The 26,217-nt window shown below is 57.6% G+C and carries 20 protein-coding genes and 2 rRNA genes; 9 read left to right on the plus strand and 13 right to left on the minus strand.

From position 1 onward, the window contains the following. The first annotated feature begins 28 nt into the window (after window positions 1–28). Entirely contained in the window at window positions 29–1,690 is a 1,662-nt protein-coding gene (locus C3F38_RS01935) for an AsmA family protein (protein WP_055317177.1), read from the plus strand. 38 nt (window positions 1,691–1,728) lie between these two features. Here C3F38_RS01935 and fabY read toward each other — a convergent pair whose 3' ends face one another. The 5 genes from fabY to typA all read right to left on the minus strand — a co-directional run bounded on the left by fabY (window position 1,729) and on the right by typA (window position 6,657). Further along, entirely contained in the window at window positions 1,729–2,676 is a 948-nt protein-coding gene (gene fabY, locus C3F38_RS01940; RefSeq protein ID WP_004931235.1) for a fatty acid biosynthesis protein FabY, read from the minus strand. A gap of 21 nt (window positions 2,677–2,697) precedes the next feature. Next, window positions 2,698–3,135 carry a D-aminoacyl-tRNA deacylase gene (dtd, locus tag C3F38_RS01945; protein ID WP_025304712.1) on the minus strand — a complete coding sequence of 146 codons (438 nt, stop codon included), beginning with the start codon at window positions 3,133–3,135 and terminating at the stop codon, window positions 2,698–2,700. After that, entirely contained in the window at window positions 3,132–4,025 is an 894-nt protein-coding gene (locus tag C3F38_RS01950) for a virulence factor BrkB family protein (RefSeq protein WP_055317178.1), read from the minus strand. Before C3F38_RS01950 ends, dtd begins: the two co-directional genes overlap by 4 nt. A 51-nt stretch (window positions 4,026–4,076) precedes the next feature. Next, a complete protein-coding gene (gene yihX, locus C3F38_RS01955; RefSeq protein WP_004931242.1) occupies window positions 4,077–4,667 on the minus strand; it encodes a glucose-1-phosphatase in 591 nt (196 codons plus the stop codon). Between the two features lie 166 nt (window positions 4,668–4,833). Then, window positions 4,834–6,657 carry a ribosome-dependent GTPase TypA gene (gene typA / locus C3F38_RS01960; protein ID WP_004931243.1) on the minus strand — a complete coding sequence of 608 codons (1,824 nt, stop codon included), beginning with the start codon at window positions 6,655–6,657 and terminating at the stop codon, window positions 4,834–4,836. Window positions 6,658–7,027: 370 nt separating this feature from the next. Between typA and glnA the strand changes: the two genes are divergently transcribed. The 4 genes from glnA to C3F38_RS26085 all read left to right on the plus strand — a co-directional run bounded on the left by glnA (window position 7,028) and on the right by C3F38_RS26085 (window position 11,337). Then, the gene (glnA, locus tag C3F38_RS01970; RefSeq protein ID WP_025304715.1) at window positions 7,028–8,437 is read left to right on the plus strand and encodes a glutamate--ammonia ligase; all 1,410 of its coding nucleotides are present in this window, start codon (window positions 7,028–7,030) and stop codon (window positions 8,435–8,437) included. 193 nt (window positions 8,438–8,630) lie between these two features. Beyond that, window positions 8,631–9,680, plus strand: a complete 1,050-nt coding sequence (gene glnL / locus C3F38_RS01975; protein WP_055317179.1) for a nitrogen regulation protein NR(II) — start codon at window positions 8,631–8,633, stop codon at window positions 9,678–9,680. An 8-nt stretch (window positions 9,681–9,688) separates the two neighbouring features. Beyond that, a complete protein-coding gene (gene glnG / locus C3F38_RS01980) occupies window positions 9,689–11,101 on the plus strand; it encodes a nitrogen regulation protein NR(I) (RefSeq protein ID WP_047729595.1) in 1,413 nt (470 codons plus the stop codon). A 113-nt stretch (window positions 11,102–11,214) separates the two neighbouring features. Beyond that, complete coding sequence (locus C3F38_RS26085; protein ID WP_015379453.1) at window positions 11,215–11,337, plus strand: YshB family small membrane protein; 123 nt, start codon at window positions 11,215–11,217, stop codon at window positions 11,335–11,337. Window positions 11,338–11,371: 34 nt separating this feature from the next. Here the strand turns inward: C3F38_RS26085 and hemN are convergent, their stop codons facing one another. After that, the gene (gene hemN, locus C3F38_RS01985; protein WP_038872540.1) at window positions 11,372–12,745 is read right to left on the minus strand and encodes an oxygen-independent coproporphyrinogen III oxidase; all 1,374 of its coding nucleotides are present in this window, start codon (window positions 12,743–12,745) and stop codon (window positions 11,372–11,374) included. A gap of 182 nt (window positions 12,746–12,927) precedes the next feature. Continuing rightward, window positions 12,928–13,467, minus strand: coding sequence for a Der GTPase-activating protein YihI (gene yihI, locus C3F38_RS01995; RefSeq protein WP_071890410.1), 540 nt, complete (start codon window positions 13,465–13,467; stop codon window positions 12,928–12,930). A 734-nt stretch (window positions 13,468–14,201) separates the two neighbouring features. Here yihI and yihA point away from each other — a divergent pair. Further along, entirely contained in the window at window positions 14,202–14,846 is a 645-nt protein-coding gene (gene yihA, locus C3F38_RS02005) for a ribosome biogenesis GTP-binding protein YihA/YsxC (protein ID WP_019452177.1), read from the plus strand. A gap of 516 nt (window positions 14,847–15,362) precedes the next feature. Here the strand turns inward: yihA and polA are convergent. Further along, window positions 15,363–18,161: a DNA polymerase I gene (gene polA / locus C3F38_RS02010; RefSeq protein WP_055317180.1), complete on the minus strand. Its 2,799-nt coding sequence runs from the start codon at window positions 18,159–18,161 to the stop codon at window positions 15,363–15,365. Between the two features lie 497 nt (window positions 18,162–18,658). Between polA and C3F38_RS02015 the strand changes: the two genes are divergently transcribed. Then, window positions 18,659–19,555: an acyltransferase gene (locus C3F38_RS02015; protein WP_033636498.1), complete on the plus strand. Its 897-nt coding sequence runs from the start codon at window positions 18,659–18,661 to the stop codon at window positions 19,553–19,555. Between the two features lie 42 nt (window positions 19,556–19,597). Here C3F38_RS02015 and dsbA read toward each other — a convergent pair whose 3' ends face one another. The 3 genes from dsbA to C3F38_RS02030 all read right to left on the minus strand — a co-directional run bounded on the left by dsbA (window position 19,598) and on the right by C3F38_RS02030 (window position 21,605). Further along, window positions 19,598–20,221: a thiol:disulfide interchange protein DsbA gene (gene dsbA / locus C3F38_RS02020; protein WP_025304721.1), complete on the minus strand. Its 624-nt coding sequence runs from the start codon at window positions 20,219–20,221 to the stop codon at window positions 19,598–19,600. Window positions 20,222–20,250: 29 nt separating this feature from the next. After that, window positions 20,251–21,237 (minus strand): serine/threonine protein kinase, encoded by a 987-nt coding sequence (locus C3F38_RS02025; protein ID WP_047729592.1) that lies wholly within the window; start codon window positions 21,235–21,237, stop codon window positions 20,251–20,253. Window positions 21,238–21,335: 98 nt separating this feature from the next. After that, entirely contained in the window at window positions 21,336–21,605 is a 270-nt protein-coding gene (locus C3F38_RS02030) for a YihD family protein (RefSeq protein ID WP_004931268.1), read from the minus strand. Between the two features lie 148 nt (window positions 21,606–21,753). On the opposite strand from C3F38_RS02030, the gene mobA reads away from it, so the two are divergent. Both mobA and mobB read left to right on the plus strand, forming a co-directional pair. Then, entirely contained in the window at window positions 21,754–22,344 is a 591-nt protein-coding gene (mobA, locus tag C3F38_RS02035; protein ID WP_038872520.1) for a molybdenum cofactor guanylyltransferase MobA, read from the plus strand. After that, window positions 22,341–22,859 (plus strand): molybdopterin-guanine dinucleotide biosynthesis protein MobB, encoded by a 519-nt coding sequence (mobB, locus tag C3F38_RS02040; RefSeq protein WP_038872517.1) that lies wholly within the window; start codon window positions 22,341–22,343, stop codon window positions 22,857–22,859. The genes mobA and mobB overlap by 4 nt, the downstream gene beginning before the upstream one ends. 72 nt (window positions 22,860–22,931) lie before the next feature. On the opposite strand, the gene rrf is transcribed toward mobB, so the two are convergent. Then, window positions 22,932–23,047, minus strand: a 5S ribosomal RNA gene (gene rrf / locus C3F38_RS02045). A gap of 105 nt (window positions 23,048–23,152) precedes the next feature. Beyond that, window positions 23,153–26,060: ribosomal RNA gene (locus C3F38_RS02050) — 23S ribosomal RNA — on the minus strand. Between the last annotated feature and the right edge of the window lie 157 nt (window positions 26,061–26,217).

The following is a 26,217-nucleotide window of genomic DNA, read 5'->3' on the forward strand; positions in this document are numbered from 1 at the left end:
TCTTTTTTGACCGATGCGGATGTAGACGATGAAATTTATCGGAAAGCTGTTGCTGACGTTGCTGCTGCTGATCGTGCTGGCGGTAGCGGTGCTGTACCTGGTGGGGCAAACTCGCTGGGCGGCAGGCCGCCTAAGCGCCTGGATCAGCGACAACAGTGAATACCGCCTGTCGATAGGAAAAATCACCCATTCGTGGAGCCAGCCGGACCAGATCGCTCTGGAAGACGTGCAGCTGGCGCGCAACGGCCAGCCGCAGGCGCTGGTCGCCAAACGCGTCGATCTCGGCCTCAGCCTGCGCCAAATCACCGAACCGCGCTATTTCCACAGCGTCACGCTGCGCGACGGCACGTTGAACGTGCAGCCGCAGGCGGCGGCGCTGCCTGTACAGGCCGACGTGCTGCAGCTGAGCAACATGGCGTTGCAGTCCAACGATAGCGAGTGGCAGCTCAACGCGCAGCAGGTCACTGCCGGCATCACGCCGTGGCGCCCGCTGGCCGGCCATCTGCTGGGGGACAATAACCAGTTCCAGTTCAGCGCCGGTTCGATGACGTTGAACGGCATTCCCACCTCGAAGGTGTTGGTACAGGGGGAGCAAAAACAGGGCCAGCTGCTGTTGAACAACTTCGGCGCCAATCTGGCGCAGGGCGACCTGACCGGCGTGGCCAGCCGCGCCGCCGACGGCAGTTGGCAGGTGGATCGCCTGCGGCTGAGCGGCGTGCGCATGCAGACCCCGTTAACGCTGGCGGAATTCATGCAGCGCTTTACCACGCTGCCGCCGGTCACCCTCAAGCGTTTCGATCTGATCGACGCGCGCCTGGAAGGCAAGGCATGGGCGTTTAACGATCTCGATCTGTCGCTGCAAAACGTCAGCATCGAAAAAGGCGACTGGCGCAGCGAAGACGGCTCGCTCAACGTCAACGCCGGCGACGTGATCAACGGCAGTTTCCACCTGATCGACCCGATCGCCACCCTGCGGCTCTCTTCCGCCGGCATCGCCATTCAGCAATTCACCACCCGCTGGGAAGGCGGGCTGCTGCGCACCTCCGGCAACTGGCTGCGCGCCGGCAAACGCCTGCAGCTGGATGAAGTGGCCATGGCGGCGCTGGAGTACACCCTACCGATCGACTGGCGCGAGCTGTGGCTGAAACCGCTGCCGGACTGGCTGGCGGAGGTTTATGTCACCAAGCTGACCACCAACCGCAATCTGATCATCGATATCAACCCGGCGTTCCCATTCCAGATCACCGCGCTGGACGGCTACGGCAGCAATCTGCTGCTGGCGCGCGATCGCCAATGGGGCATCTGGTCCGGCTCGCTGAACCTGAACGGCAGCGAAGCGACCTTTAACAAGATAGACGTGCGGCGCCCTTCGCTGGCGCTGAACGCCGACGCCAATCAGATCAATGTCACCGAGCTCAGCGCCTTTATGCCTAATGGGTTGCTTGAGGCCAAAGCGATCGTCGATCAGCTGCCGGGCAAACCGTTCCAGCTGACGCTGCACGGCCGCTCGGTACCGATCAACACCCTGCAGCAATGGGGATGGCAGCCGGTGCCGCTGACGGGCGACGGCAACCTTGAACTGCAGTTGAAAGGGCTGCTGAACAGCGACGGGCCATTCAAAGCCTCGTTGAAGGGCAATCTGCAGGCCACCGCCGGCGACGGCCAAGCGGTGAACCAACAACTGCCGTAATGCACTGCGCGGCCCGCCCCCAGGGCAGGGCCGCCACCTTACTCTTCCAGCGCTTCAGAGCCGCCCTGATCCAGCGGCACATCCGGCTCGGCCGGCAACACCATGTAGGTGCCTTCGAACACCGCGCCCTTGTCTTCGTCGCCGAACAGATGCACTTCGGCGTGTACGCGCGCGCGGCGGCCGCGCGCCAGACGTGCCAAATCGCCGCTCAGCGAGCCGAGATCCGCCACCGCCCGCGGCCTGCCGGTGATCGGTTTGCTGTAGCGAATGTGCGCGTCCGCCAGAATGATGGTGCCGCCGAGATGGCGCTCGCGCAGCAGCAGCCAAATCAGCCCCCAGGCGGTCAGCGTCGCCAGTGAGAACAGGCTGCCGGCGAACAGCGTGTGGTGCGGATTCTGGTTACCGATTTCCGGCATGGTGGTGACAAAGCGCTGGCCGGTGTATTGGCTGATGCGCACGCCCATCTTTTCGCTCAGCGGGATATGTTCATACCAGGCCTGCTGCAGTTGGCCGCACCAGTCGGGGCGATGCAGGATATCGTCCAGCGTCGCCACCGGTTTGATCATCAAGAAGTGACGGATCGGGGTGGTCTGCGGCGCGGTGATCTCGCCCTGATTGACGAAGCCCAGTTTGGCGAAGAAATCCACCGCGTCCTCACGGGCGCTACACACCACCCGCTTCACGCCTTCCTGCCGCGCGACGGACTCCAACGTCATCGCCACCAACGTCCCCAGCCCTTTATCCTGCAACGTCGGGTCTACCGCCAGAAAACGGATCGCCGCCTCGTTGTCGGCATTGATGTACAGCCGCCCGATGGCGACGATTTTACCGGCCTCGTCCACCACCATTTGGTGATGGGCCATGGCGTCATAGGCATCCTTTTCCGAACCCACCGGCTGGTGCAGCGGCTTGCGCAGCATTTCCCAGCGAAACTGGTAATACTCCTTCAGTTCTTGTTCTGTTACGGGTACTCGTAGGTGATACATAGACGCCTGTTCTCCGAATGCTTAGACCTGTAGCCAGAATGTCACAGGACCATCGTTGACCAGCGCCACCTGCATGTCGGCGGCGAACTCGCCGGTCTGGGTCTCTACGCCGCGTTCGCGGCACTGGCCAACAAAATATTGATACAACCGATCGGCTTCCTGCGGCGCAGCGCCGCGCGAGAAGCTGGGCCGCATGCCCTTTTGGGTGTCCGCCGCCAGGGTGAACTGCGAAACGACCAGCACGCTGCCCCCGGCCTGCTGGACGTTGAGATTCATCTTGTCGTTCTCGTCGCCGAAAATACGGTATCCCAACACGCGTTCGCACAGGCGCTGCGCTTTTTGCTCGTTATCGCCCTGCTCTACGCCCAATAACACTAACAAACCGGGGCCAATCTTGCCTACCGTCTCGCCACCCACCGTGACGCTGGCGTTTAACACCCGTTGAATCAACGCAATCATTCCTGCTGCCCTTCTGGTTTTTGTTCCTGTTGCTCCGCCTTCTGCCGGCGGTAGTCGCGGTATTCGCCGATGGTCACGGTGATTTCCGCGCCGAGTAACACGATACACCAGCTCCAGTAGACCCACAGGAATAAAATCGGGATCACCGCCAGCACGCCGTAAATCAGCTGATAGGAGGGGAACATGGTGACGTACAGCGCGAATCCCTTCTTGCCCAGTTCGAACAGCAATCCGGCCACCACCGCGCCAATCAGCGCGTCTTTGGGCGGCACGCGCACCGTCGGCACGATGCAATACAGCAGCCAGAAGGAGGTGCACGACAAAATCAGCGGAAAGATGCGCAGCACCTGATCCACCAGGCCGTTGACGCCGGTCTGCGCCAGCCAGTTGAGCGACAGCAGGTACGAACTGATGGCCATGCTGGCGCCCACCAGCAGCGGCCCCAGCGTCAGCACCATCCAGTACACGGCGAAGGAGAAGACGATCGGCCGTTTGTTCTTGCTGCGCCAGATGGTGTTCAGCACGCTGTCCACCGAGGAGATCAGCAACAGCGCGGTGACAATCAGCCCGCAGGTGCCGACGGCGGTCATCTTGTTGGAGTTGGCGACGAACTGTTCCAGGTAGTTCTGTATGACGTTGCCGGCGGCCGGCACGAAATTGGAAAAAATAAAGCTCTTCAGCTGCTCGCTGATGTCGGAAAACATCGGGAAAGCGGCGAACAGGGCGAACACCACGGTGACCAGCGGCACCAGCGACAGCAGGGAAACGTAGGCGAGATGGCCCGCCAACATCGTCAGGCCATCGTGGTCGAGGCGTTGGTACAGCAGCCGTCCGAAGGTGACGCTTGGCTTAATCGCAGAGGGCAGCTTCTTGCGGCGGAAAAACGACATGGTCACTCCTTGATGTCCGTTGATACGCCTTAAGCTTAACGCGCCCTGCGCTCATTGGGCAAAATAGGCCGGCACCACGTCGCGATCGGTGACGTGCACCGTCTTGATCCCCAGCGCCTGCGCGGCGAGGACGTTCGCCGGGTGATCGTCGAAGAACACCGCGTCGGCGGCGGCGGTGTTTTCCGCAGCCAGCACATGTTGATAGATATCAGCCTCCGGCTTGCGCATGCCGAGATCTTGCGACAGATAGAGATGATCGGCGGCGGCGGCCACTTCAGGATAGTGCTGCGGCCAGTAGTTGCAGTGCAGACGGTTGGTGTTCGACAGCACCACCACCCGGTGACCCTCGTTGCGCAGACGCTGCATGATGTCGATCACTTCCGGGCGCAGCGCGACGAATACCGCCTGCCAGCCAGTGGCGAATTGCTCGAAGCTGAGCGCAATGCCCATTTCATCACACAGCTTGCCGGCGAAGTCTTCGTCGCTGATTTCACCGCGCTCATGTTGCTGGAACACCTCACCCATGGCGAAACGATCGGACAGCACCGCCAACGGCGTGCCGCTCAAATTGCTCCACACGCCCAGCACACGCTTGAAATCGATATCGACGATCACATTACCTAAATCAAAGATATACAGCATAGTCCTCTCCTGATGGGCCGGTGAGATTTCACTGTAGCGGGAAAAGGAACAGCTGAACAGAGAGCGAACGGAAAAGCGCACAGCGCGCCGCACAAACGGGGAACAACAGAGGAAAAAACTCAGGGCGCGAGAACCGCGCCCTAAGCATGAGACACTCAATCAGCGATTAAGCGTCTTTAGGACCGCGGCTGGCACGCTTACGATCGTTTTCCGTCAGGTGACGCTTACGGATACGGATCGAGGTTGGCGTCACTTCTACCAGTTCGTCGTCATCGATGAACTCCAGAGCTTGCTCCAGGGTCATTTTGATGGCCGGAACCAGGGTAGTCGCTTCGTCAGTACCGGAAGCACGCATGTTGGTCAGCTTCTTACCGGTCAGGCAGTTTACGGTCAGGTCGTTAGAGCGTGAGTGAATACCGATGATCTGGCCTTCATACACTTCTGCACCGTGGCCCAGGAACAGCTTGCCGCGATCCTGCAGGCCGAACAGCGCGAACGCTACCGCTTTGCCCTGGCCGTTGGAGATCAGCACGCCGTTCTGACGCTGGCCCACTTCGCCCGGACGCACGTCGTCGTAGTGGCTGAAGGTGGAGTACAGCAGGCCGGTACCCGAAGTCATGGTCATGAATTCGTTACGGAAGCCGATCAGACCGCGGCTTGGGATCACGTAGTCGAGACGCACGCGGCCCTTACCGTCCGGATCCATGTTTTTCAGGTCGGCTTTACGCTCACCCATCGCCTGCATCACGGAGCCCTGATGCTGCTCTTCGATATCCAGCGTTACGTTCTCGAATGGCTCCTGCTTGCGGCCATCGATTTCGCGGAAGATAACTTTCGGACGGGAAACAGCCAGCTCGAAACCTTCACGACGCATGTTCTCGATCAGCACCGACAGGTGCAGTTCGCCACGACCGGATACGCGGAAGGCGTCCGCATCGTCGGTTTCTTCAACGCGCAGCGCCACGTTGTGCACCAGCTCTTTGTTCAGACGGTCAAGGATCTGACGCGACGTCACGTACTTGCCTTCTTTACCGCAGAACGGCGAGGTGTTGACGTTGAAGAACATGGTTACGGTCGGTTCGTCGACGGACAGCGCCGGCAGCGCTTCTACGGCGTTGGTGTCGCAGATGGTGTCGGAGATGTTCAGTTCGCCCAGGCCGGTGATGGCGATGATGTCGCCCGCTTCCGCCAGGGTGCTGTCGATACGCTCCAGACCCAGGTGACCCAGCACTTTGCCCACTTTACCGTTGCGAGTTTTACCTTCGCTGTCGATGATGGTGACCTGCTGGTTCGGCTTCACTTTACCGCGCTTGATGCGGCCGATGCCGATAACGCCCAGGTAGTTGTTGTAGTCCAACTGGGAGATCTGCATCTGGAATGGCGCTTCCAGCTCAACCTGCGGCGCAGACACGTGGTCGACGATCGCCTGATACAGCGGGGTCATGTCTTCCGCCATATCGGTGTGGTCGACGCCGGCGATGCCGTTCAGCGCAGAAGCGTAGATGATCGGGAAGTCGAGCTGCTCGTCGGTCGCGTCGAGGTTCACGAACAGGTCGAACACCTGATCCACAACCCAGTCAGGGCGCGCGCCAGGACGGTCAACCTTGTTGATGACCACGATCGGCTTCAGACCGTTGGCGAACGCCTTCTTGGTCACGAAGCGGGTTTGCGGCATAGGGCCATCCATTGCATCCACAACCAGCAGCACCGAGTCAACCATCGACATCACGCGCTCTACCTCGCCGCCGAAGTCGGCGTGTCCTGGGGTATCCACGATGTTGATACGGTAACCGTTCCAATTAATGGCGGTGTTTTTTGCGAGGATGGTAATCCCACGCTCTTTCTCCAAATCGTTGGAGTCCATTACGCGTTCGGTCGCTTCCGCACGCTCTCCGAAAGTACCGGATTGTTGCAGCAGCTTGTCAACCAGGGTGGTTTTACCATGGTCAACGTGGGCAATAATGGCGATGTTACGCAAATTTTCGATCACAGCTTTGCCTCGGGCATTAGAAATAGCGCGCTATTGTACACGTATTAAGCGAGGGACTAAACAAGATCACAACCATCTCTTATAAACAACCGCGTACCGGTCAGTTTGTGATCCCTTTCACGGTGCAAAAAGCCGCAATCGTTGCACTTTTGCACCATTCCGGTGCCCACGCTCACCCATATTGCACCATAACAGTGCAATTTATCGTTGATGGTGCATACTGTGGCTGAGTAAAACCCGCGCAGAGAGGCGATAAAAGCCTTTTCTAAAAGTTGGCACGCTTTTCGCTTTAGTCTTTTCAAGGCGAAAAAAAGCCAGTTCCACAGATTCGTTCCACGACGACGACAATGATAAACCGGGAGAGTTAAGTATGTCCGCTGAACACGTTTTGACGATGCTGAATGAGCATGAAGTGAAATTCGTAGACCTGCGTTTCACTGACACCAAGGGTAAGGAACAGCACGTGACTATCCCGGCTCACCAGGTAAACGCCGACTTCTTCGAAGAAGGTAAAATGTTTGACGGCTCCTCTATCGGTGGTTGGAAGGGCATCAACGAATCTGACATGGTGCTGATGCCGGACGCCAGCACGGCGGTTCTTGATCCGTTCTTCGAAGAACCTACGCTGATCATTCGCTGCGACATTCTCGAGCCGGGCACCATGCAAGGCTACGATCGCGACCCGCGCTCCATCTCCAAACGCGCCGAAGACTTCCTGCGCTCCTCCGGCATCGCGGATACCGTGCTGTTCGGGCCAGAGCCTGAGTTCTTCCTGTTCGACGACATCCGCTTCGGCAGCAGCATCCGCGGGTCCCACGTGGCCATCGACGACATCGAAGGCGCCTGGAACTCCGGCACAAAATACGACGGCGGCAACAAAGGCCACCGTCCGGCGGTGAAAGGCGGTTACTTCCCGGTTCCACCGGTCGACTCTTCGCAGGATCTGCGTTCCACCATGTGTCTGACCATGGAAGAGATGGGCCTGGTGGTTGAAGCGCACCACCACGAAGTGGCAACCGCCGGTCAGAACGAAGTGGCAACCCGCTTCAACACCATGACCAAGAAAGCCGACGAAATTCAAATCTACAAATACGTGGTGCACAACGTGGCGCACGCCTTCGGTAAAACCGCGACCTTCATGCCGAAGCCAATGTTCGGCGACAACGGTTCCGGCATGCACTGCCACATGTCGCTGTCCAAGAACGGCACCAACCTGTTCGCCGGCGACAAATACGGCGGCCTGTCTGAAACCGCGCTGTTCTACATTGGCGGCATCATCAAGCATGCCAAGGCGATCAACGCGTTGGCCAACCCGACCACCAACTCGTACAAACGTCTGGTGCCGGGCTACGAAGCGCCGGTGATGCTGGCTTACTCCGCCCGTAACCGTTCCGCGTCCATCCGTATCCCGGTGGTCGCCAGCCCGAAAGCGCGCCGCATCGAAGCCCGCTTCCCGGATCCGGCGGCTAACCCATACCTGTGCTTCGCCGCGCTGCTGATGGCCGGCCTGGACGGCATCATCAACAAGATCCACCCTGGCGACGCCATGGACAAAAACCTGTACGACCTGCCGCCGGAAGAAGAAGCCGAGATCCCAAAAGTGGCCGGTTCGCTGGACGAGGCGATGGCCGCACTGAACGAAGACCGCGAGTTCCTGACCCGCGGCGGCGTGTTCACCGACGATGCGATCGATGCCTACATCGAACTGCGCAAAGAAGAGATGGACCGCGTTCGCATGACGCCACACCCGGTTGAGTTCGAACTGTACTACAGCGTCTAAGCCCTACCCGCGCCGTCTGCACAGGCGGACGGCGCCCACATTTTTGTTATCGCTTTTTTGTTGCCGTGGAAACTTTCAGCCCATCTTCGGATGGGTTTTTTTCTCCACCGTATTTTCTGCAAAACTATTCCATACCGCGCCGATCCCGGATGGAGTAGGATAGATGCACTAAAAAGGTGCAGGAGTCTGCTGTATGGCAACTGGCAAGCTGCCCGATGCTGGGCAGATCCTCAATTCACTCATCAACAGCATCCTGCTGTTGGATGAGTCACTGGCGGTTCACTACGCCAACCCGGCGGCACAGCAGCTGCTGGCGCAAAGCTCCCGCAAGCTGTTCGGCACGCCGCTGCCCGATTTGCTCGGTTATTTTTCGCTGAACGTCTCATTGATGCGCGAAAGCCTGCGCGCCGGTCAGGGCTTCACCGACAACGAAGTGACCCTGGTGGTCGACGGCCGTGCGCACATCCTTTCCCTGACCGCTCAGGCGCTGCCGGAAGGCTATATCCTGGTCGAGCTGGCGCCGATGGACAATCAGCGCCGCCTGAGCCAGGAACAGCTGCAGCATGCCCAACAGGTGGCGGCCCGCGATCTGGTGCGCGGTTTGGCGCACGAGATTAAAAATCCGCTGGGCGGCCTGCGCGGCGCGGCGCAGCTGTTGGCCAAGGCGCTGCCCGATCCGGCGCTGACCGAATACACCAAGGTGATCATTGAGCAGGCCGATCGGCTGCGCAATCTGGTGGATCGCCTACTCGGCCCACAGCGGCCCGGCCAGCACATCACCCAGAGCATTCATCAGGTCGCGGAGCGCGTCTGCCAGCTGGTGTCGCTGGAAATGCCGGATAACGTCACGCTGGTGCGCGACTACGATCCGAGCCTGCCGGAAATGGCCCACGACCCGGATCAGATTGAACAGGTGCTGCTGAACATCACCCGCAATGCGCTGCAGGCGCTGGGCGAGGCGGGCGGCACCATCACGCTGCGCACCCGCACCGCGTTTCAGATTACGTTGCACGGCACCCGCTACCGCCTGGCGGCGCGCATCGACGTCGAAGACGACGGCCCCGGCGTGCCGGCGCAGCTGCAGGACACGCTGTTCTACCCGATGGTCAGCGGCCGTGAGGGCGGTACCGGCCTGGGATTATCCATCGCCCGCAATCTTATCGATCAGCATTGCGGAAAAATTGAATTCAACAGTTGGCCAGGTCATACCGAATTCTCGGTCTACCTGCCCATTCGTCAGTGAGGTTTGCTATGCAACGAGGGATAGTCTGGATCGTCGATGACGATAGCTCCATCCGCTGGGTGCTTGAGCGCGCGCTCACCGGTGCGGGCCTGAGCTGCGCCACCTACGAAGGCGGCAATGACGTGCTGGAAGCCTTGGCCACGCAAACCCCCGACGTGCTGCTGTCCGATATCCGCATGCCGGGTATAGACGGCCTGGCGCTGCTCAAGCAGATCAAACAGCGCCACCCGATGTTGCCGGTGATCATCATGACCGCGCATTCGGATTTGGACGCCGCCGTCAGCGCCTATCAGCAAGGGGCCTTCGACTACCTGCCGAAACCGTTCGACATCGACGAAGCGGTGGCGCTGGTCGAGCGCGCCATCAGCCATTATCAGGAGCAGCAGCAGCCGGTGCGCAGCCAGCCGGCCAGCGATCCGGCAGCGGACATCATCGGCGAGGCGCCGGCGATGCAGGACGTGTTTCGCATCATCGGCCGGCTGTCGCGTTCATCGATCAGCGTATTGATCAACGGCGAATCCGGCACCGGCAAGGAGCTGGTGGCGCATGCGCTGCACCGCCACAGCCCGCGCGCCAAGTCGCCGTTCATCGCCCTGAACATGGCCGCCATCCCCAAGGACCTGATCGAGTCCGAGCTGTTCGGCCACGAGAAAGGCGCCTTCACCGGCGCGAACCAAATCCGTCAGGGGCGCTTTGAACAGGCCGACGGCGGCACGCTGTTCCTCGACGAGATCGGCGATATGCCGCTCGACGTGCAAACGCGCCTGCTGCGGGTGCTGGCGGACGGCCAGTTCTACCGGGTCGGCGGCTATGCGCCGGTGAAGGTCGACGTACGCATCATCGCCGCCACGCACCAGAACCTGGAGCTGCGGGTGCAGGAAGGCAAGTTCCGCGAGGATCTGTTCCACCGCTTGAACGTGATCCGCGTACACCTGCCGCCGCTGCGCGAGCGCCGTGAAGACATCCCGCGGCTGGCGCGCCACTTCCTGCAGATCGCCGCCAAAGAGTTAGGCGTCGAAGCCAAAAACCTGCACCCGGAAACCGAAACCGCGCTGACCCGCCTGCCCTGGCCGGGCAACGTGCGCCAGCTGGAGAACACCTGCCGCTGGCTGACGGTGATGGCCGCCGGGCAAGAGGTGCTGATTCAGGATCTGCCGAGCGAACTGTTCGAAACCGCCGCGCCGGAGAGCCCCAGCCACAGTCTGCCGGACAGCTGGGCCACGCTGCTGGCACAGTGGGCCGATCGCGCGCTGCGTTCCGGTCATCAAAACCTGCTTTCGGAAGCACAGCCGGAAATGGAGCGCACGCTGCTCACCACCGCGCTGCGCCACACCCAGGGGCACAAACAGGAAGCCGCGCGCCTGCTGGGCTGGGGGCGAAATACTCTGACCCGCAAGCTTAAAGAGCTGGGCATGGAATAGGAACGGGGATGGATGATGAAAAACGCAGTCCGGCGCACAAAAAAACGCCAACCGCAGGCTTTACAGCCGGTGCGGGCGCAGTATGATCGTGTCGCACACTCTGGAGGTTGACGATGCTGGACTCATTCATCGTATTCATTTCTCAGGGCGCGGAGCTGGGCTCCGCCGCCAGCCACACCCCGCAGGCGGCGGTTGCCGCGGTGTTGTGCGCCGCGCTGATTAACTTCTTCAGTTAAAAAAACAGCCGCATCAGCGGCTGTTTTTTCATCCTCAGATCACCCGTGAGAATTGCTGGCTGCGCGCCTGTTGCCGCAGATAGCGGTCAAAACACATGCAGATATTGCGGATCAGCAAGCGCCCGCGCGGCGTGACGCGGATGCCCTGCTCGTCCCGCTCCACCAGCCCATCGCGTTCAAACGGCGCCAGCAGCTGCAGGTCTTCGGCGAAGTAAGCGGTAAAGTCGATGCCGTATTGCCGTTCGAGCGGCGGATACGCCAACCGGAAATTGCAGATCAGGGTTTTGATCAGATCGCGCCGCAGGCAATCGTCGTCCGTCAGCGCCAGCCCGCGCCACAGCGCATTACCCTGCGCCTGTACGCTGTCATAGTAACGCTTCAGCTCTTTCTGGTTCTGCGCATAGCCGTCGCCAAGCATGCTGATGGCCGACACGCCCAGCCCCAGCAGATCGCTGTCGCCCTGGGTGGTATAGCCCTGGAAATTTCGATGCAGCTTGCCTTCGCGTTGCGCAATCGCCAGCTCGTCGTCCGGGCGCGCAAAGTGATCCATGCCGATGAACTGATAGCCGGCGCCGGTCAGGAAAGCGATGCTCTGCTGCAGGATATCCAGCTTCTGCTGCGCGCCCGGCAGGTCGGCGTCTTTGATTTTGCGCTGGGCGGCGAACAAGTTCGGCATATGCGCGTAGTTGAACACGCTGAGGCGATCGGGATTCAGCTCAGCCACCCGCTGCAGCGTGAAAGCGAAGCTTTCCGGCGTCTGTTTCGGCAGGCCGTAGATCAGATCGATATTGGTCGAGCGGAAGCCCAGCGCTTTGGCCCTCTCTATCAGGGCAAAGATAAAGGCCTCGTCCTGCTCGCGGTTAACCAGCTGCTGCACCTGCTTGTTAAAATCCTGCACCCCCATGCTCAGACGGTTAAAGCCTTCGGCGCGTAAATGATCGAGCACATCCAGCTCTATCTCACGCGGATCGACCTCGATCGACATCTCCGCATCGGGCAGGAAATCAAAGTGTTCGCGCAGCAACGCCACCAGCCGGCTGATTTGCGCTTTATCCAGGTAGGTCGGCGTACCGCCGCCCCAGTGCATCTGGCCGACCTTACGGCCGGCGAACAGCGGCGCACGGCTGGCGATCTCTTGCGCCAAAACGTTCAGGTATTCGTCGGCCTTGTGCGTCTGGCGCGTCACCAGCTTGTTGCAGCCGCAGAAGTAGCACAGCTTATGGCAGAAAGGGATATGCACGTACAGCGACAGCGGCCGCTCAGGGTAGCGCGCAGCGGCGCGTTGAAACGCCGCTTCGTCGTAGCGCTGGTTAAACTCCAGCGCCGTGGGGTATGAGGTATAACGCGGCCCTGAGTAGTTATATTTTTGGATCAGGGCCAAATCCCAGACAATCGTCTGCTCTGACATGCTCACTCCTTCCGATATCTTTTTCTACCGGGCCGGGAGAGGGGCGGTTGTCTGCGCTGTCTGGCCACGGAAGCGCTGCGAAAACGCGCTTTGCGCTTAGACAGCCGCCATAGTTTACCGAATAACCACAGCAGATAACACATCAAGAGTAGGGCTATTGTCGGGATTAGCCACATAGCGCGTTAAAAGGCGTCTTTCGGATTGCCGCCTTTCAGCAGCTTCAGAATATCTTCCTGCTTTTCTTCTTCTTCGTCGTCGTCTTCGCCCAGCTCGATGCCCAGCACGTCCATCAGCACATCGATGCGATCCAGCGTCTTGTCGACATACGCTTGCTCTTCCGCGTTCAGCGTTTCACCGTCGTCGATGCGATCCAGCAGCGCGTTCAGGCGCTCGTCATTTTCCAGCTTCGCCAGCTCTTCTTCCGGCGACAGGCGCGGTTTCGCTTCGGCCTTTGGTTTCGGCTGCGGTTTGGCCTTCACTTTGGTCTCGTCGACCACCAGCGCAACCGGCACTTTACTGCCAATACGCGGGTCTTTGGCTGCCGCCGCCGATTTGTTTTTCTGGCTGCCGGACTCGACCTGGGTGCGCGAACCGGAAGCAAGGCCACGGCGCTTTTTCAGGCGTTTGCGCTCGCGCGCTTCCTGATCGAGCTCCATACGGCTTTTCTTTTTCGTTTTTGACTTCGCCGCGCTGCCGCGAGGTGCTTTTGATGGCTGGTTCATAGCGTGTGCTCTTAGGTATGTAGATTCAGTATAGAATTGCGGCGGAATCTAGCAGAAAGCGGACAAAGAAAAAAGGCGGCAGGTTAAACCTGCCGCCTATTTCGCACCTTCTCGCGAAGGGTATTCCTGTTACGCGCTCCTTGCGTACATGCAACATCCCGGTTTTTCCCTCTGCTATAACCGCATTCCTTGCCACTACGTCCTTCATCCTGAAAGAAAAATCGTCCATGGCGCAATCCATTCGCATCCGCTCTTCCCGAGCGCGCTTCCTGCGGGCATCCAAATTGCCGATACTTCACCATCCGATGTGCCTGCCGCCTATTCCGGTGCGAAAGGGTCACTTCCTTTTGCGTTCATCCTGGCACTCATTGCACGCCCTGTGCGTTCCCTGAGATTTGTCATCCTTCCCGGATGTTCCCTAATCCTGCGCAACCCTGCGTTAACGACTACTTTACGTTATTGTAGCGAAGGCTCAAGGCACCTGACGCCGATTTGGATGACATTTCCCTACAACGAAAAAACAACATGTTGTTTTTAAAATAAAAACAGAAATATCACTTTCGAATAAAGCGACATTACCCGCGATTCGAATGGCAAATGTCTCACAACCTACGCGCGGCATAACTGTCGTTTTATCGCGTCCCGCCGCTTAAAAACCGAGAAACACGCCATTTTTACCGCTGATGCAGTTATAATCGCCAACCAGTTAGCCATCCTCACGGAGACGAAAAATTTTGACCAGCAAGAACTACAACTATCATGTGACCCATTTCGTCACCAGCGCACCCGATATTCGCCATCTGCCGGGGGATGCAGGAATTGAAGTCGCCTTTGCCGGCCGTTCCAACGCCGGGAAATCCAGCGCGCTGAATACCCTGACCAACCAAAAAAGCCTGGCGCGCACCAGTAAGACGCCGGGGCGCACCCAGCTGATCAACCTGTTCGAAGTGGAAGACGGCATCCGCCTGGTCGACCTGCCGGGTTACGGCTACGCCGAAGTGCCGGAAGAAATGAAGCGCAAATGGCAGCGCGCGCTGGGCGAATACCTGCAGATGCGTAACAGCCTGAAGGGCCTGGTGGTGCTGATGGATATCCGCCATCCGCTGAAAGATCTCGACCAGCAGATGATCCAGTGGGCGGTCGACGTCGGCACCCCGGTGCTGGTGCTGCTGACCAAGGCCGACAAACTGGCCTCCGGCGCACGCAAGGCGCAGCTCAATATGGTGCGTGAAGCGGTGCTGCCGTTTATGGGGGATATCCAGGTTGAAGCCTTCTCGTCGCTGAAGAAGATCGGTGTCGACAAGCTGCGCCAGAAGCTGGATACCTGGTTTAACGAGATCCCGCCGGAAGTGCTGCCGGAAGACGAAGCCGGCGAATAAGCCCAGGCTGAACGCCAGAGCCGATGCCTCACCGCATCGGCTTTTTTATGCCCGCAGTTCAGCCACAGGCGGGATTTTTTGTTATCTAATTACAGTTCTGAAATAAAGCCATCATAAAAACTTATCGCCAGGGCAGGCTGATCTCACCAAATCACGGCGTTGAGGGAGCGGGAGCGGGAACGAAAAACGGTGCGAAGAGATAGGAAAAACGTATGGTTTGCTGCTGTTTTTACAATAAAAAACGCCCCAGTCAATACTGACTGGGGCGGCTAAATATTCAGCCAAATCCGATTACGTGAAGTAAAAGGTCTGAAAGATAGAACATCTTACCTCTGTACCCTACGCCTGTAACTCTACATCATTTTTTCGCAGGGCAAAAGAATTTTTTGTAGTTTACTTACACAATTTGCGGCGCAAGAACGGCGAAGTTGGGGAAACTATCGCCGCATCTTGTAGCTTAATTACGAAAAATGCTTAGGTTCTCGCCAGTTAGCACATCCGGCGATAAACTGGCGATCAGTGCGCCTCATCCCAGTTCATGCCGACGCCCACGTCGACCTTCAACGGCACCGCCAGCGTCATGCTGCCCTCCATCAATTGGCGGATACGTTGGCTGGCTTCTTCGATCACCGACTCGTGCACCTCAAACACCAATTCATCGTGCACCTGCATGATCGCGCGCACCAGCGGCTTCTCCTGCCCTTGCAGCCAGGCGTCGACCTCGATCATCGCACGTTTGATAATGTCGGCCGCCGTGCCCTGCATCGGGGCGTTGATGGCGGCACGCTCGGCCGCCTTGCGGCGCATGGCATTGCTGGAGCGGACGTCCGGCAGATACAGGCGGCGACCATCCAGCGTGCTGACATAGCCCTGTTCGGAAGCCTGCTGGCGGGTGCGCTCCATGTAGTCCAGCACGCCCGGGTAACGCTCGAAGTACAGATCCATATAGCGCTGGGCTTCCCCACGCGGGATCCCCAGCTGACGCGCCAGGCCGAAGGCGCTCATGCCGTAAATCAGACCGAAGTTAATCGCCTTGGCGCTGCGGCGCTGCTCACCGGTCACTTTATCCAGCGGCACGCCGAAGACTTCCGACGCCGTGGCGCGGTGGATGTCTTTCCCTTCGGCGAAGGCTTTCAGCAACCCCTCATCCTGTGACAAATGCGCCATGATGCGCAGCTCGATCTGCGAGTAGTCGGCCGCGACGATGCGGTAACCTACCGGCGCGATAAAGGCCTGGCGAATACGACGCCCTTCTTCGTTGCGCACCGGGATGTTCTGCAGGTTCGGATCGCTTGAGGAAAGACGGCCGGTGGCGGTCACCGCCTGGTGGTACGAGGTATGCACCCGACCGCTGACCGGGTTGATCATCAGCGGCAGCTTGTCGGTATAGGTGGTCTTCAGCTTCGCCAAACCGCGGTATTCCAGAATCACTTTCGGCAGCGGATAGTCGAGCGCCAACTCGGCCAGCACCTCTTCGTTGGTGGATGGCGCCCCGCCCGGGGTTTTCTTCAGCACCGGCAGCTTTTGTTTTTCGTACAAGATAGCCTGCAGCTGCTTGGTCGACGCCAGGTTGAACGGCTCTTCCGCCAGCTCGTGAGCCTGCGCCTCCAGCTCAGCCAGACGCTTGGCCAGCTCCTGCGAGTGGGCCGATAAAATGGCCGGATCGATCAGCACCCCGGTACGTTCGATATGCGACAGCACCGGCAGCAGCGGCATTTCAATCTCGTTGAACACCGTCAGCAGCTCTGCGCTCTGCTTCAGCTGCGGCCACATCGCCAGATGCAGTTGCAGCGTAACATCGGCGTCTTCGGCAGCGTAAGGCGCCGCCTGCTCAAGCGCGATCTGATTGAACGTCAGCTGGTTCTTGCCCTTGCCGGCGATCTCTTCGAAGGTGATGGTTTTGTGGCCCAGATAACGATCGGCCAGGCTGTCCATATCATGACGGCCGCCGACGCTGTCCAGCACATAGGACTCCAGCATGGTGTCGTAGGCGATGCCGCGCATCTCGATGCCGTAACGCGCCAGCAGGCTCATATCGAACTTCAGATTTTGCCCGACCTTCAGCGCTTTCTCGTCTTCCAGCAGCGGCTTGAGCGCCTCCAGCACGTAAGCGCGATCCAGCTGCGCCGGCGCATCCAGATAATCGTGCGCCACCGGCAAATAAGCCGCTTCGCCCGGCGCAATCGCAAAGGACAGGCCGATCAGATTGGCGGTCAGGGTATCCAGGCCGTCGGTTTCGGTATCGAAGGCAAACACGTCGGCCTTCTTCAGCCGCGCCAGCCAGTCGGTAAAGGTCGCTTCGTCCAGGATGGTGACATAACCGTCCTGAGACAGCTTGGCCTCCGCCAGCGCTTTCGGCGCTTCCGCGGCTACGGCCGGTTTGGCGGCGCCGGCAGCTTTCGCACCCGCGCCTTTCTTGTTTTCCAGCCATACGCCGGCTTCCACGTCCGCCAGCCAGCGTTTGAACTCGTACTGTTTGAACAGCTGTTGCAGCGTATCGACATCCGGCTCGGACACCGTCAGCTCAGCGCAGGTCAGATCCAACTCGACGTCAGTTTTGATCGTCGCCAGCTTATAGGAGAGATACGCGACCTCTTTATTCTGCTCCAGCTTGGCCGCCATGGTTTTGGCACCGCGGAAGCTCAGCGTGGCGATGCTCTCCAGATTGCCATACAAGGCATCCAGCCCGCCGATGCCCTGCAGCAACGCCTGGGCGGTTTTCTCGCCCACGCCCGGCACGCCGGGAATATTGTCCGATGAATCGCCCATCAGCGCCAGGAAGTCGATGATCAGCTCCGGCGGAATGCCGTACTTGTCGCACACTTCCTGCGGGCCGAGGATCGTGTTGTTCATGGTGTTGATCAGGGTGACGTTCGGCGTCACCAGCTGCGCCATGTCTTTGTCGCCGGTGCTGATCAGCACCGCGTGGCCGGCCTTTTCGGCCTCCAGCGCCAGCGTACCGATGACGTCATCCGCCTCTACGCCGGGCGTCACCAACAGCGGCAGGCCCATCGCCTTGACCATGTTGTGCAGCGGCTCGATCTGCGCGCGCAGATCGTCCGGCATCGGCGGCCGGTGCGACTTGTATTCAGCGAACAGATCATCGCGGAAGGTCTTCCCTTTGGCATCAAACACCACGGCAACGTGGCTCGGTTGATACTGCAACAGTAGACTGCGCAGCATATTCAGCACGCCGTACATCGCACCGGTCGGCTCGCCCGCCGAGTTGGTCAGCGGCGGGAAGGCGTGGTAAGCGCGGTAGAGGTAAGAGGAACCGTCAACCAGGATTAGTGGGTTTTCTGCAATCTGGGCCATAGCGTTTCTTTATCGTGATCGAACATAGGGGTAAGCATGCCATAGCTGGCCGCCGGAGACGAACCTTAGCGTGCATTGCGGACGAAAATGATGTGATTGTGCGCGAGGATCCGCAAGATCTTACCTGTGGATAACTTTGTGCATAGAAAAGAGACCGAATTATAACGCTGCGATTATCGTTATAACGGCGAATAAAATTCCTATTTAAATCACCGCGTTAAAAGAACGAATTCCGGCGACGCTTTATTATTGGCTTTCATTGGATTTGTGGATATAACTTTCGCCGGATTTTAATCGCACTATTAATCAAATTCGGCGCCTCAATTACCATAGCACAAGCTGGACAAGTTGCACGAAAACTCAGCAAAGGGTTATCCGATGAGACGAAAAACAGTGATTTTTAGCGGCGCTTTACCCCGGCGATTTCTGTTAAAATGCGTTTTTGTTCATGCGCTTTGGCATGCAACGATGTTCCCACCAACCGTCAGCCCATAATCATGCCAAGATTGTTAACGCCTGTTATCTTTATCATTTCCGTCATACTTACCATTCTGGTGACGGTGTTGTGCTCCATCCCCATCACGCTGGCCGGCATCGTGAAACTCCTGGTGCCCATTCCCGCCGTTTGGCGATATATCTCGGCTTTCGCCGATTTCATGATGTGGTGTTGGTGCCAAGGGCTGGCGCTGTTATTGCGCATTAACGGGCAGTTGCGTTGGGATATTGAAGGGCTGGAAGGGCTGGATCGCAAAAACTGGTATCTGCTGATTAGCAACCACGAAAGTTGGTCGGACATTGTCGTATTGTGCGTGCTGTTCAGAAATCATATTCCAATGAATAAGTACTTCCTCAAGCAGCAGCTCGCCTGGGTGCCGTTTGTCGGCCTGGCCTGCTGGGCGCTGGATATGCCATTCATGAAGCGTTACTCCCGCGCCTATTTGCTCAAACACCCCGAGAAACGCGGCAAGGATATCGAAACGACGCGCCGTTCCTGCGAAAAATTCCGTCAGCGCCCAACCACCATCGTCAATTTCGTCGAAGGTTCACGCTTCACCGAAGCCAAGAAAATTAAAAGCAATTCACCTTATCGCAATTTGCTGGCGCCCAAAGCTGCCGGCATCGCGTTTACCCTTAGCGCGCTGGGCAATCAGTTCGACAAAGTGTTGAACGTCACCCTGCTTTATCCGGAAAATAACCAGCGGCCCTTTCTGGATATGCTGTGCGGCCGCCTGACGCGTATCGTGGTGAGAATAGAGACGCTACCGATCGATGAAACCCTGCACGGGGACTACTTCAACGACAAACAGTTCAAGCGGCGCTTCCAGCTGTGGCTGAATACGCTGTGGCAGGAAAAAGACCGGTTGCTGGATAAATTGAAGCGGCAATACGGATAAAAAAACGCCGGCGATGCCGGCGTTTTTCATGTTGAATCAGGCTTATTTCTGCTGGCTGAGGAATTTAACCACATCGGCGAACTGCTTCACGTAAGCGTCCATCGAGCTGGTGTCCAGGCCATCGTTTTTAACCATGTATTTGCCGTTGACGAATACCGCCGGCACGCCGCGCAGCTGCAGATCTTCTGCGGCTTTCTCCTGTTGAACCACCAGAGATTTCACCACGAAGCTGTTCCAGGCCGCGTCATAATCTGCGGCGGTTACGCCCGCTTTCACGAAGACGTTACGGATATCGTCCGGCGTTTGCACGGTCTGGGTTTTCTGCACCGCTTCAAACATCAGCGGGCTTACTTTGTCTTCCACGCCCAGCGCCATCGCGACCGCCCACGCCTGAGTCAGCTGTTTGCCCAACGGCCCCAGGAACTCCACGTGGTACTTGGTCATTTTGGTGCCGGCAGGCAACGCTTTTTTCACGTTCTCGGACACGTGATAGACCTGCTCAAACTGGTAGCAGTGTGGGCAGTAAAAGGAGAAGAACTCCAACACCTGCGGCTCACCGGTCACCGGCTTGTCCAGGGTCACGTACTGAGTGCCATCGCTAAACTGTGCCGCCGAGGCGCTGAATGCCATCACCATGCCAACGAGCGCCAACCATATTTTTTTCATAAGACTAAACTCTCCATTGTGTTAAAGCTTCAATACATTGGCGTCAGCTGCAGAGGAGGCTCCTGCAACAGCTTAACCTGTTCATTAAACGCCGCAGTCTGAGATAACCAGAAATCAGACTCCGCCATCCACGGAAAACTCTTAGGGAAGGCCGGATCCTGCCAACGGCGAGCGACCCAGGCCAGGTAATACACCATGCGCATCGCCCGCAGCGGCTCGATCAACGCCAGCTCGCGCTGATCGAACTCGGCAAATTCGCCGTACGCCTCCAGCAAAACGTCCAGCTGCATCAGTTGGTCGCGACGTTCGCCGTGCAACAGCATCCACAGATCCTGTACCGCAGGGCCATTGCGCGCGTCATCAAGATCGACGAACAGCGGGCCATCACGCCACAGAATATTGCCCGGATGGCAATCGCCGTGCAAACGGCGCGGCTGCCAGTTCAGATGCCAGTGCGGCTTGATCGCCGCGATCAGGTTATCCGTCGCCTGCAGGAACCCCTCACGCTGCGCTGCCGGCAACAGCTCGCAACCGGCCAGCGCCTGACGCGGGGCGGTGAGATACTCTTCAATCCCCATCGTCGGCCGCTCGGCGAACAAACGCTCACCGCCGACCTGATGGATGCGCCCCAAGAAACGACCCACCCATTCCAACTGATCCAGGTTGTCTATCTCATACTGCCGCCCGCCCACGCTGGGGAACAGGGCAAAGAAAAAGCCGCCGTGCGTATGCAGCGTAGCGCCTTGCAACGCCAACGGCGCCACCGCCGGGATCTCTGCGCCGGCCAGATCCAGAGCGAACTGATGTTCCTCACCGATTTGTGCGGCGCTCCAGCGCTCCGGGCGGTAAAACTTCACCACGTAGCGTCGACGATCCTCGTCCATAAACTGATAGACGCGGTTCTCATAGCTGTTCAGCGCCGTCAGGCCGGAATCGACGCGTAGGCCAATCCCTTCTAGCGCGTCCATGATCAAATCGGGCGACAGGGTGTCGAAATTAAAAGCAGAGTTATTCATAACGTTCGTTTGATCGCTGACAGCACGGTGCCGGGAATGAGAAATAGTAGCATTAATGGCGCGTTTCACGAGCTATGCTTTCTCGCACCGCACGAAGGTCAGTCCTTAATAACCCCGCGAGCGCGCAACAGCGCCGTTTTAAAATCTTCTTCGTAATCTTTCTTCAGGCCCGGGATCTGATCCGTGCCGGCGCTGCCGCGCATTTTCAGGTGGTAAATAAGAATATCATCGCTCAGCTCGGACAACTCGCCCTGGAAGCCCGCTTCCTTCGCCAGTTTTTGCAAAAACTGCATCAAATTGAGATCGGGATCTTCCTGCCAGGCCGGGTGCAACAGCTCGATCAACTCGTTTACGCGATGCGTTTTCATCTCAATATCGTCCAATAGCATGAATAAACTCACAAAGTAACAGGCTTACCCACGCAGTGAAAGAACCGGCTTGTCAATAAAGGTAAATCCTGATGTCACGCCGGCTTTAGCGCTACAATCAGCGCATCGACAAGGCGGGATAAACGAGATGCATAAAGAAATCAGCGGCGTCATTTTGGCCGGCGGGCGAGCCACGCGCATGGGCGGTGAGGATAAGGGCCTGGTGTCGATTGGCGGTATCGCACTCTATCAGTATGTTCTGGCCCGGTTACGGCCGCAGGTGGCTTCCGTTGCCATCAGCGCCAACCGCAATCAGGCACGCTACCAGACGAGCGGTTTGCCGGTAATTGGCGATCTGACGCCCAATTTCGCCGGGCCGTTGGCCGGGATGCTCGCCGGGCTCAAGCAATCTCCCAACGAGTGGGTGGCCTTCGTCCCTTGTGATGTCCCCGACTTTCCCGCCGACTTAGTCGCGCAGCTGTGGCAGCAAAAAGGCGCAGCGCCAGCGGCCTTTGCCAGCGATGGCGAACGGGATCATCCTACGCTGGCGTTATTGCATACCCAAACAGCGCCACAGCTGGCTGACTATCTGGCGCGGGGTGAACGCAAGCTGATGCTGTTCTTGCATCAGATTAACGCACAACGCGTGGTGTTCAGCGGGCAACAAGCGGCATTTCATAATCTGAATACGCCGGAAGACTGCCGGAATTGGCAGCAAGCACGCGAGCTAAAGAAATGAATCGTTCATTGCCCCCCTTGCTGGCCATCGGTGCCTATAGCGGAACGGGAAAAACCACCCTGCTCAAACAGCTGATCCCGATGCTGAAACAGCGCCAGGTGAGGGTTGGTTTGATAAAGCATACGCATCATGACATGGATGTGGATACGCCGGGTAAAGACAGCTATGAGCTGCGCAAAGCGGGGGCCGACCAAACGCTGGTCGCCAGCGATCGCCGCTGGGCATTAATGACCGAAACGCCGGAACAACAACCTTTGGACCTGCGCTACCTGGCAGAACGTTTTGATGCCGATAAGGTCGATTTGATCCTGGTGGAAGGGTTCAAACATGAGCCGGTCAGCAAGATCCTGCTTTATCGGGCCGAGATCGGCAGACCGTTGGAAGACATGCTGGATCAGTTTGTCGTGGCGGTAGCCAGCGACCGGCCACTATCCATCGCGGCTAAGCAGTTGGATCTCAATCAACCGGAAAGCATCGCCGACTTTATTGTCGAGTGGTTGAACGGCGCAGCGTAGCTGCGCTTTTTTGCGTTTTACGCATAGCAAAAAGCCCTGAACTGATGTTCAGGGCTTTCGGCTTGGTTTGATGCCTGGCAGTGTCCTACTCTCGCATGGGGAGACCCCACACTACCATCGGCGCTACGGCGTTTCACTTCTGAGTTCGGCATGGGGTCAGGTGGGACCACCGCGCTATTGCCGCCAGGCAAATTCGTTTTATTCCAACCGCTTCACTCTCCTGAAGCCATCAGAACCAATCTGTAAACAAGCTGAATATTGTCTTGGTCTCACCAAAACACCTTCGGTGTTGTAAGGTTAAGCCTCACGGATCATTAGTACTGGTTAGCTCAATGCATCGCTGCACTTACACACCCAGCCTATCAACGTCTTAGTCTTAAACGTTCCTTCAGGGACCTTAAAGGTCCAGGGAAGACTCATCTTGAGGCAAGTTTCGCGCTTAGATGCTTTCAGCGCTTATCTTTTCCGCACTTAGCTACCGGGCAATGCCATTGGCATGACAACCCGAACACCAGTGGTGCGTTCACTCCGGTCCTCTCGTACTAGGAGCAACCCCTCTCAATCTTCCAACGCCCACGGCAGATAGGGACCGAACTGTCTCACGACGTTCTAAACCCAGCTCGCGTACCACTTTAAATGGCGAACAGCCATACCCTTGGGACCTACTTCAGCCCCAGGATGTGATGAGCCGACATCGAGGTGCCAAACACCGCCGTCGATATGAACTCTTGGGCGGTATCAGCCTGTTATCCCCGGAGTACCTTTTATCCGTTGAGCGATGGCCCTTCCATTCAGAACCACCGGATCACTAAGACCTACTTTCGTACCTGCTCGAGCCGTCACTCTCGCAGTCAAGCTAGCTTATGCCTTTGCACTAACCTCACGATGTCCGACCGTGATTAGCTAACCTTCGTGCTCCTCCGTTACTCTTTGGGAGGAGACCGCCCCAGTCAAACTACCCACCAGACACTGTCCTCACCCCAGATTATGGGGCCGAGTTAGAACATCAAACATTAAAGGGTGGTATTTCAAGGATGGCTCCACGCAGACTGGCGTCCACGCTTCAAAGCCTCCCACCTATCCTACACATCAAGGCTCAATGTTCAGTGTCAAGCTATAGTAAAGGTTCACGGGGTCTTTCCGTCTTGCCGCGGGTACACTGCATCTTCACAGCGAGTTCAATTTCACTGAGTCTCGGGTGGAGACAGCCTGGCCATCATTACGCCATTCGTGCAGGTCGGAACTTACCCGACAAGGAATTTCGCTACCTTAGGACCGTTATAGTTACGGCCGCCGTTTACTGGGGCTTCGATCAAGAGCTTCGCCTTGCGGCTGACCCCATCAATTAACCTTCCAGCACCGGGCAGGCGTCACACCGTATACGTCCACTTTCGTGTTTGCACAGTGCTGTGTTTTTATTAAACAGTTGCAGCCAGCTGGTATCTTCGACTGGCTTCAGCTCCATCCGCAAGGGACTTCACCTACATGCCAGCGTGCCTTCTCCCGAAGTTACGGCACCATTTTGCCTAGTTCCTTCACCCGAGTTCTCTCAAGCGCCTTGGTATTCTCTACCTGACCACCTGTGTCGGTTTGGGGTACGATTTAATGTTACCTAGAGCTTAGAGGCTTTTCCTGGAAGCAGGGCATCAACTACTTCTGCACCGTAGTGCATCGTCATCACGCCTCAGGGTTGGTATGCAACCGGATTTACCAGGTCACACCCCCTACACGCTTAAACCGGGACAACCGTCGCCCGGCTAGCCTAGCCTTCTCCGTCCCCCCTTCGCAGTAACACCAAGTACAGGAATATTAACCTGTTTCCCATCGACTACGCTTTTCAGCCTCGCCTTAGGGGTCGACTCACCCTGCCCCGATTAACGTTGGACAGGAACCCTTGGTCTTCCGGCGAGCGGGCTTTTCACCCGCTTTATCGTTACTTATGTCAGCATTCGCACTTCTGATACCTCCAGCAACCCTCACAGGCCACCTTCAACGGCTTACAGAACGCTCCCCTACCCAACAACGCCTAAGCGTCGCTGCCGCAGCTTCGGTGCATGGTTTAGCCCCGTTACATCTTCCGCGCAGGCCGACTCGACCAGTGAGCTATTACGCTTTCTTTAAATGATGGCTGCTTCTAAGCCAACATCCTGGCTGTCTATGCCTTCCCACATCGTTTCCCACTTAACCATGACTTTGGGACCTTAGCTGGCGGTCTGGGTTGTTTCCCTCTTCACGACGGACGTTAGCACCCGCCGTGTGTCTCCCGTGATAACATTCTTCGGTATTCGGAGTTTGCATCGGTTTGGTAAGCCGGGATGGCCCCCTAGCCGAAACAGTGCTCTACCCCCGAAGATGAGTTCACGAGGCGCTACCTAAATAGCTTTCGGGGAGAACCAGCTATCTCCCGGTTTGATTGGCCTTTCACCCCCAGCCACAAGTCATCCGCTAATTTTTCAACATTAGTCGGTTCGGTCCTCCAGTTAGTGTTACCCAACCTTCAACCTGCCCATGGCTAGATCACCGGGTTTCGGGTCTATACCTTGCAACTATTCGCCCAGTTAAGACTCGGTTTCCCTACGGCTCCCCTATACGGTTAACCTTGCTACAAAATATAAGTCGCTGACCCATTATACAAAAGGTACGCAGTCACACCACGAAGGTGCTCCCACTGCTTGTACGTACACGGTTTCAGGTTCTATTTCACTCCCCTCGCCGGGGTTCTTTTCGCCTTTCCCTCACGGTACTGGTTCACTATCGGTCAGTCAGGAGTATTTAGCCTTGGAGGATGGTCCCCCCATATTCAGACAGGATGTCACGTGTCCCGCCCTACTCATCGAACTCACGACCTGTGCATTTTAGTGTACGGGGCTATCACCCTTTGCTGCGCGACTTTCCAGACGCTTCCACTAACACACAAGCCGATTCAGGTTCTGGGCTCCTCCCCGTTCGCTCGCCGCTACTGGGGGAATCTCGGTTGATTTCTTTTCCTCGGGGTACTTAGATGTTTCAGTTCCCCCGGTTCGCCTCATGCCACTATGTATTCATGACATGATAGTGTGTCGAAACACACTGGGTTTCCCCATTCGGGTATCGCCGGTTGTAACGGTTCATATCACCTTACCGACGCTTTTCGCAGATTAGCACGCCCTTCATCGCCTCTGACTGCCTAGGCATCCACCGTGTACGCTTAGTCACTTAACCTCACAACCCGAAGATGTTTCCATCGTTCGCGCTGCAAACATTTGAGAGACTCTATGACAGGTTACTCTTTACCCCAGTACTTCTACGGAGGGATAAATTTCAGCCGTCATGTTTCAATTTTCAGCTTGTTCCAGATTGTTAAAGAGCAATATCTTAA

It is taken from the genome of Serratia sp. SSNIH1, assembly GCF_002935055.1.
GTDB classification, from domain to species: Bacteria; Pseudomonadota; Gammaproteobacteria; order Enterobacterales; family Enterobacteriaceae; genus Serratia; species Serratia nevei.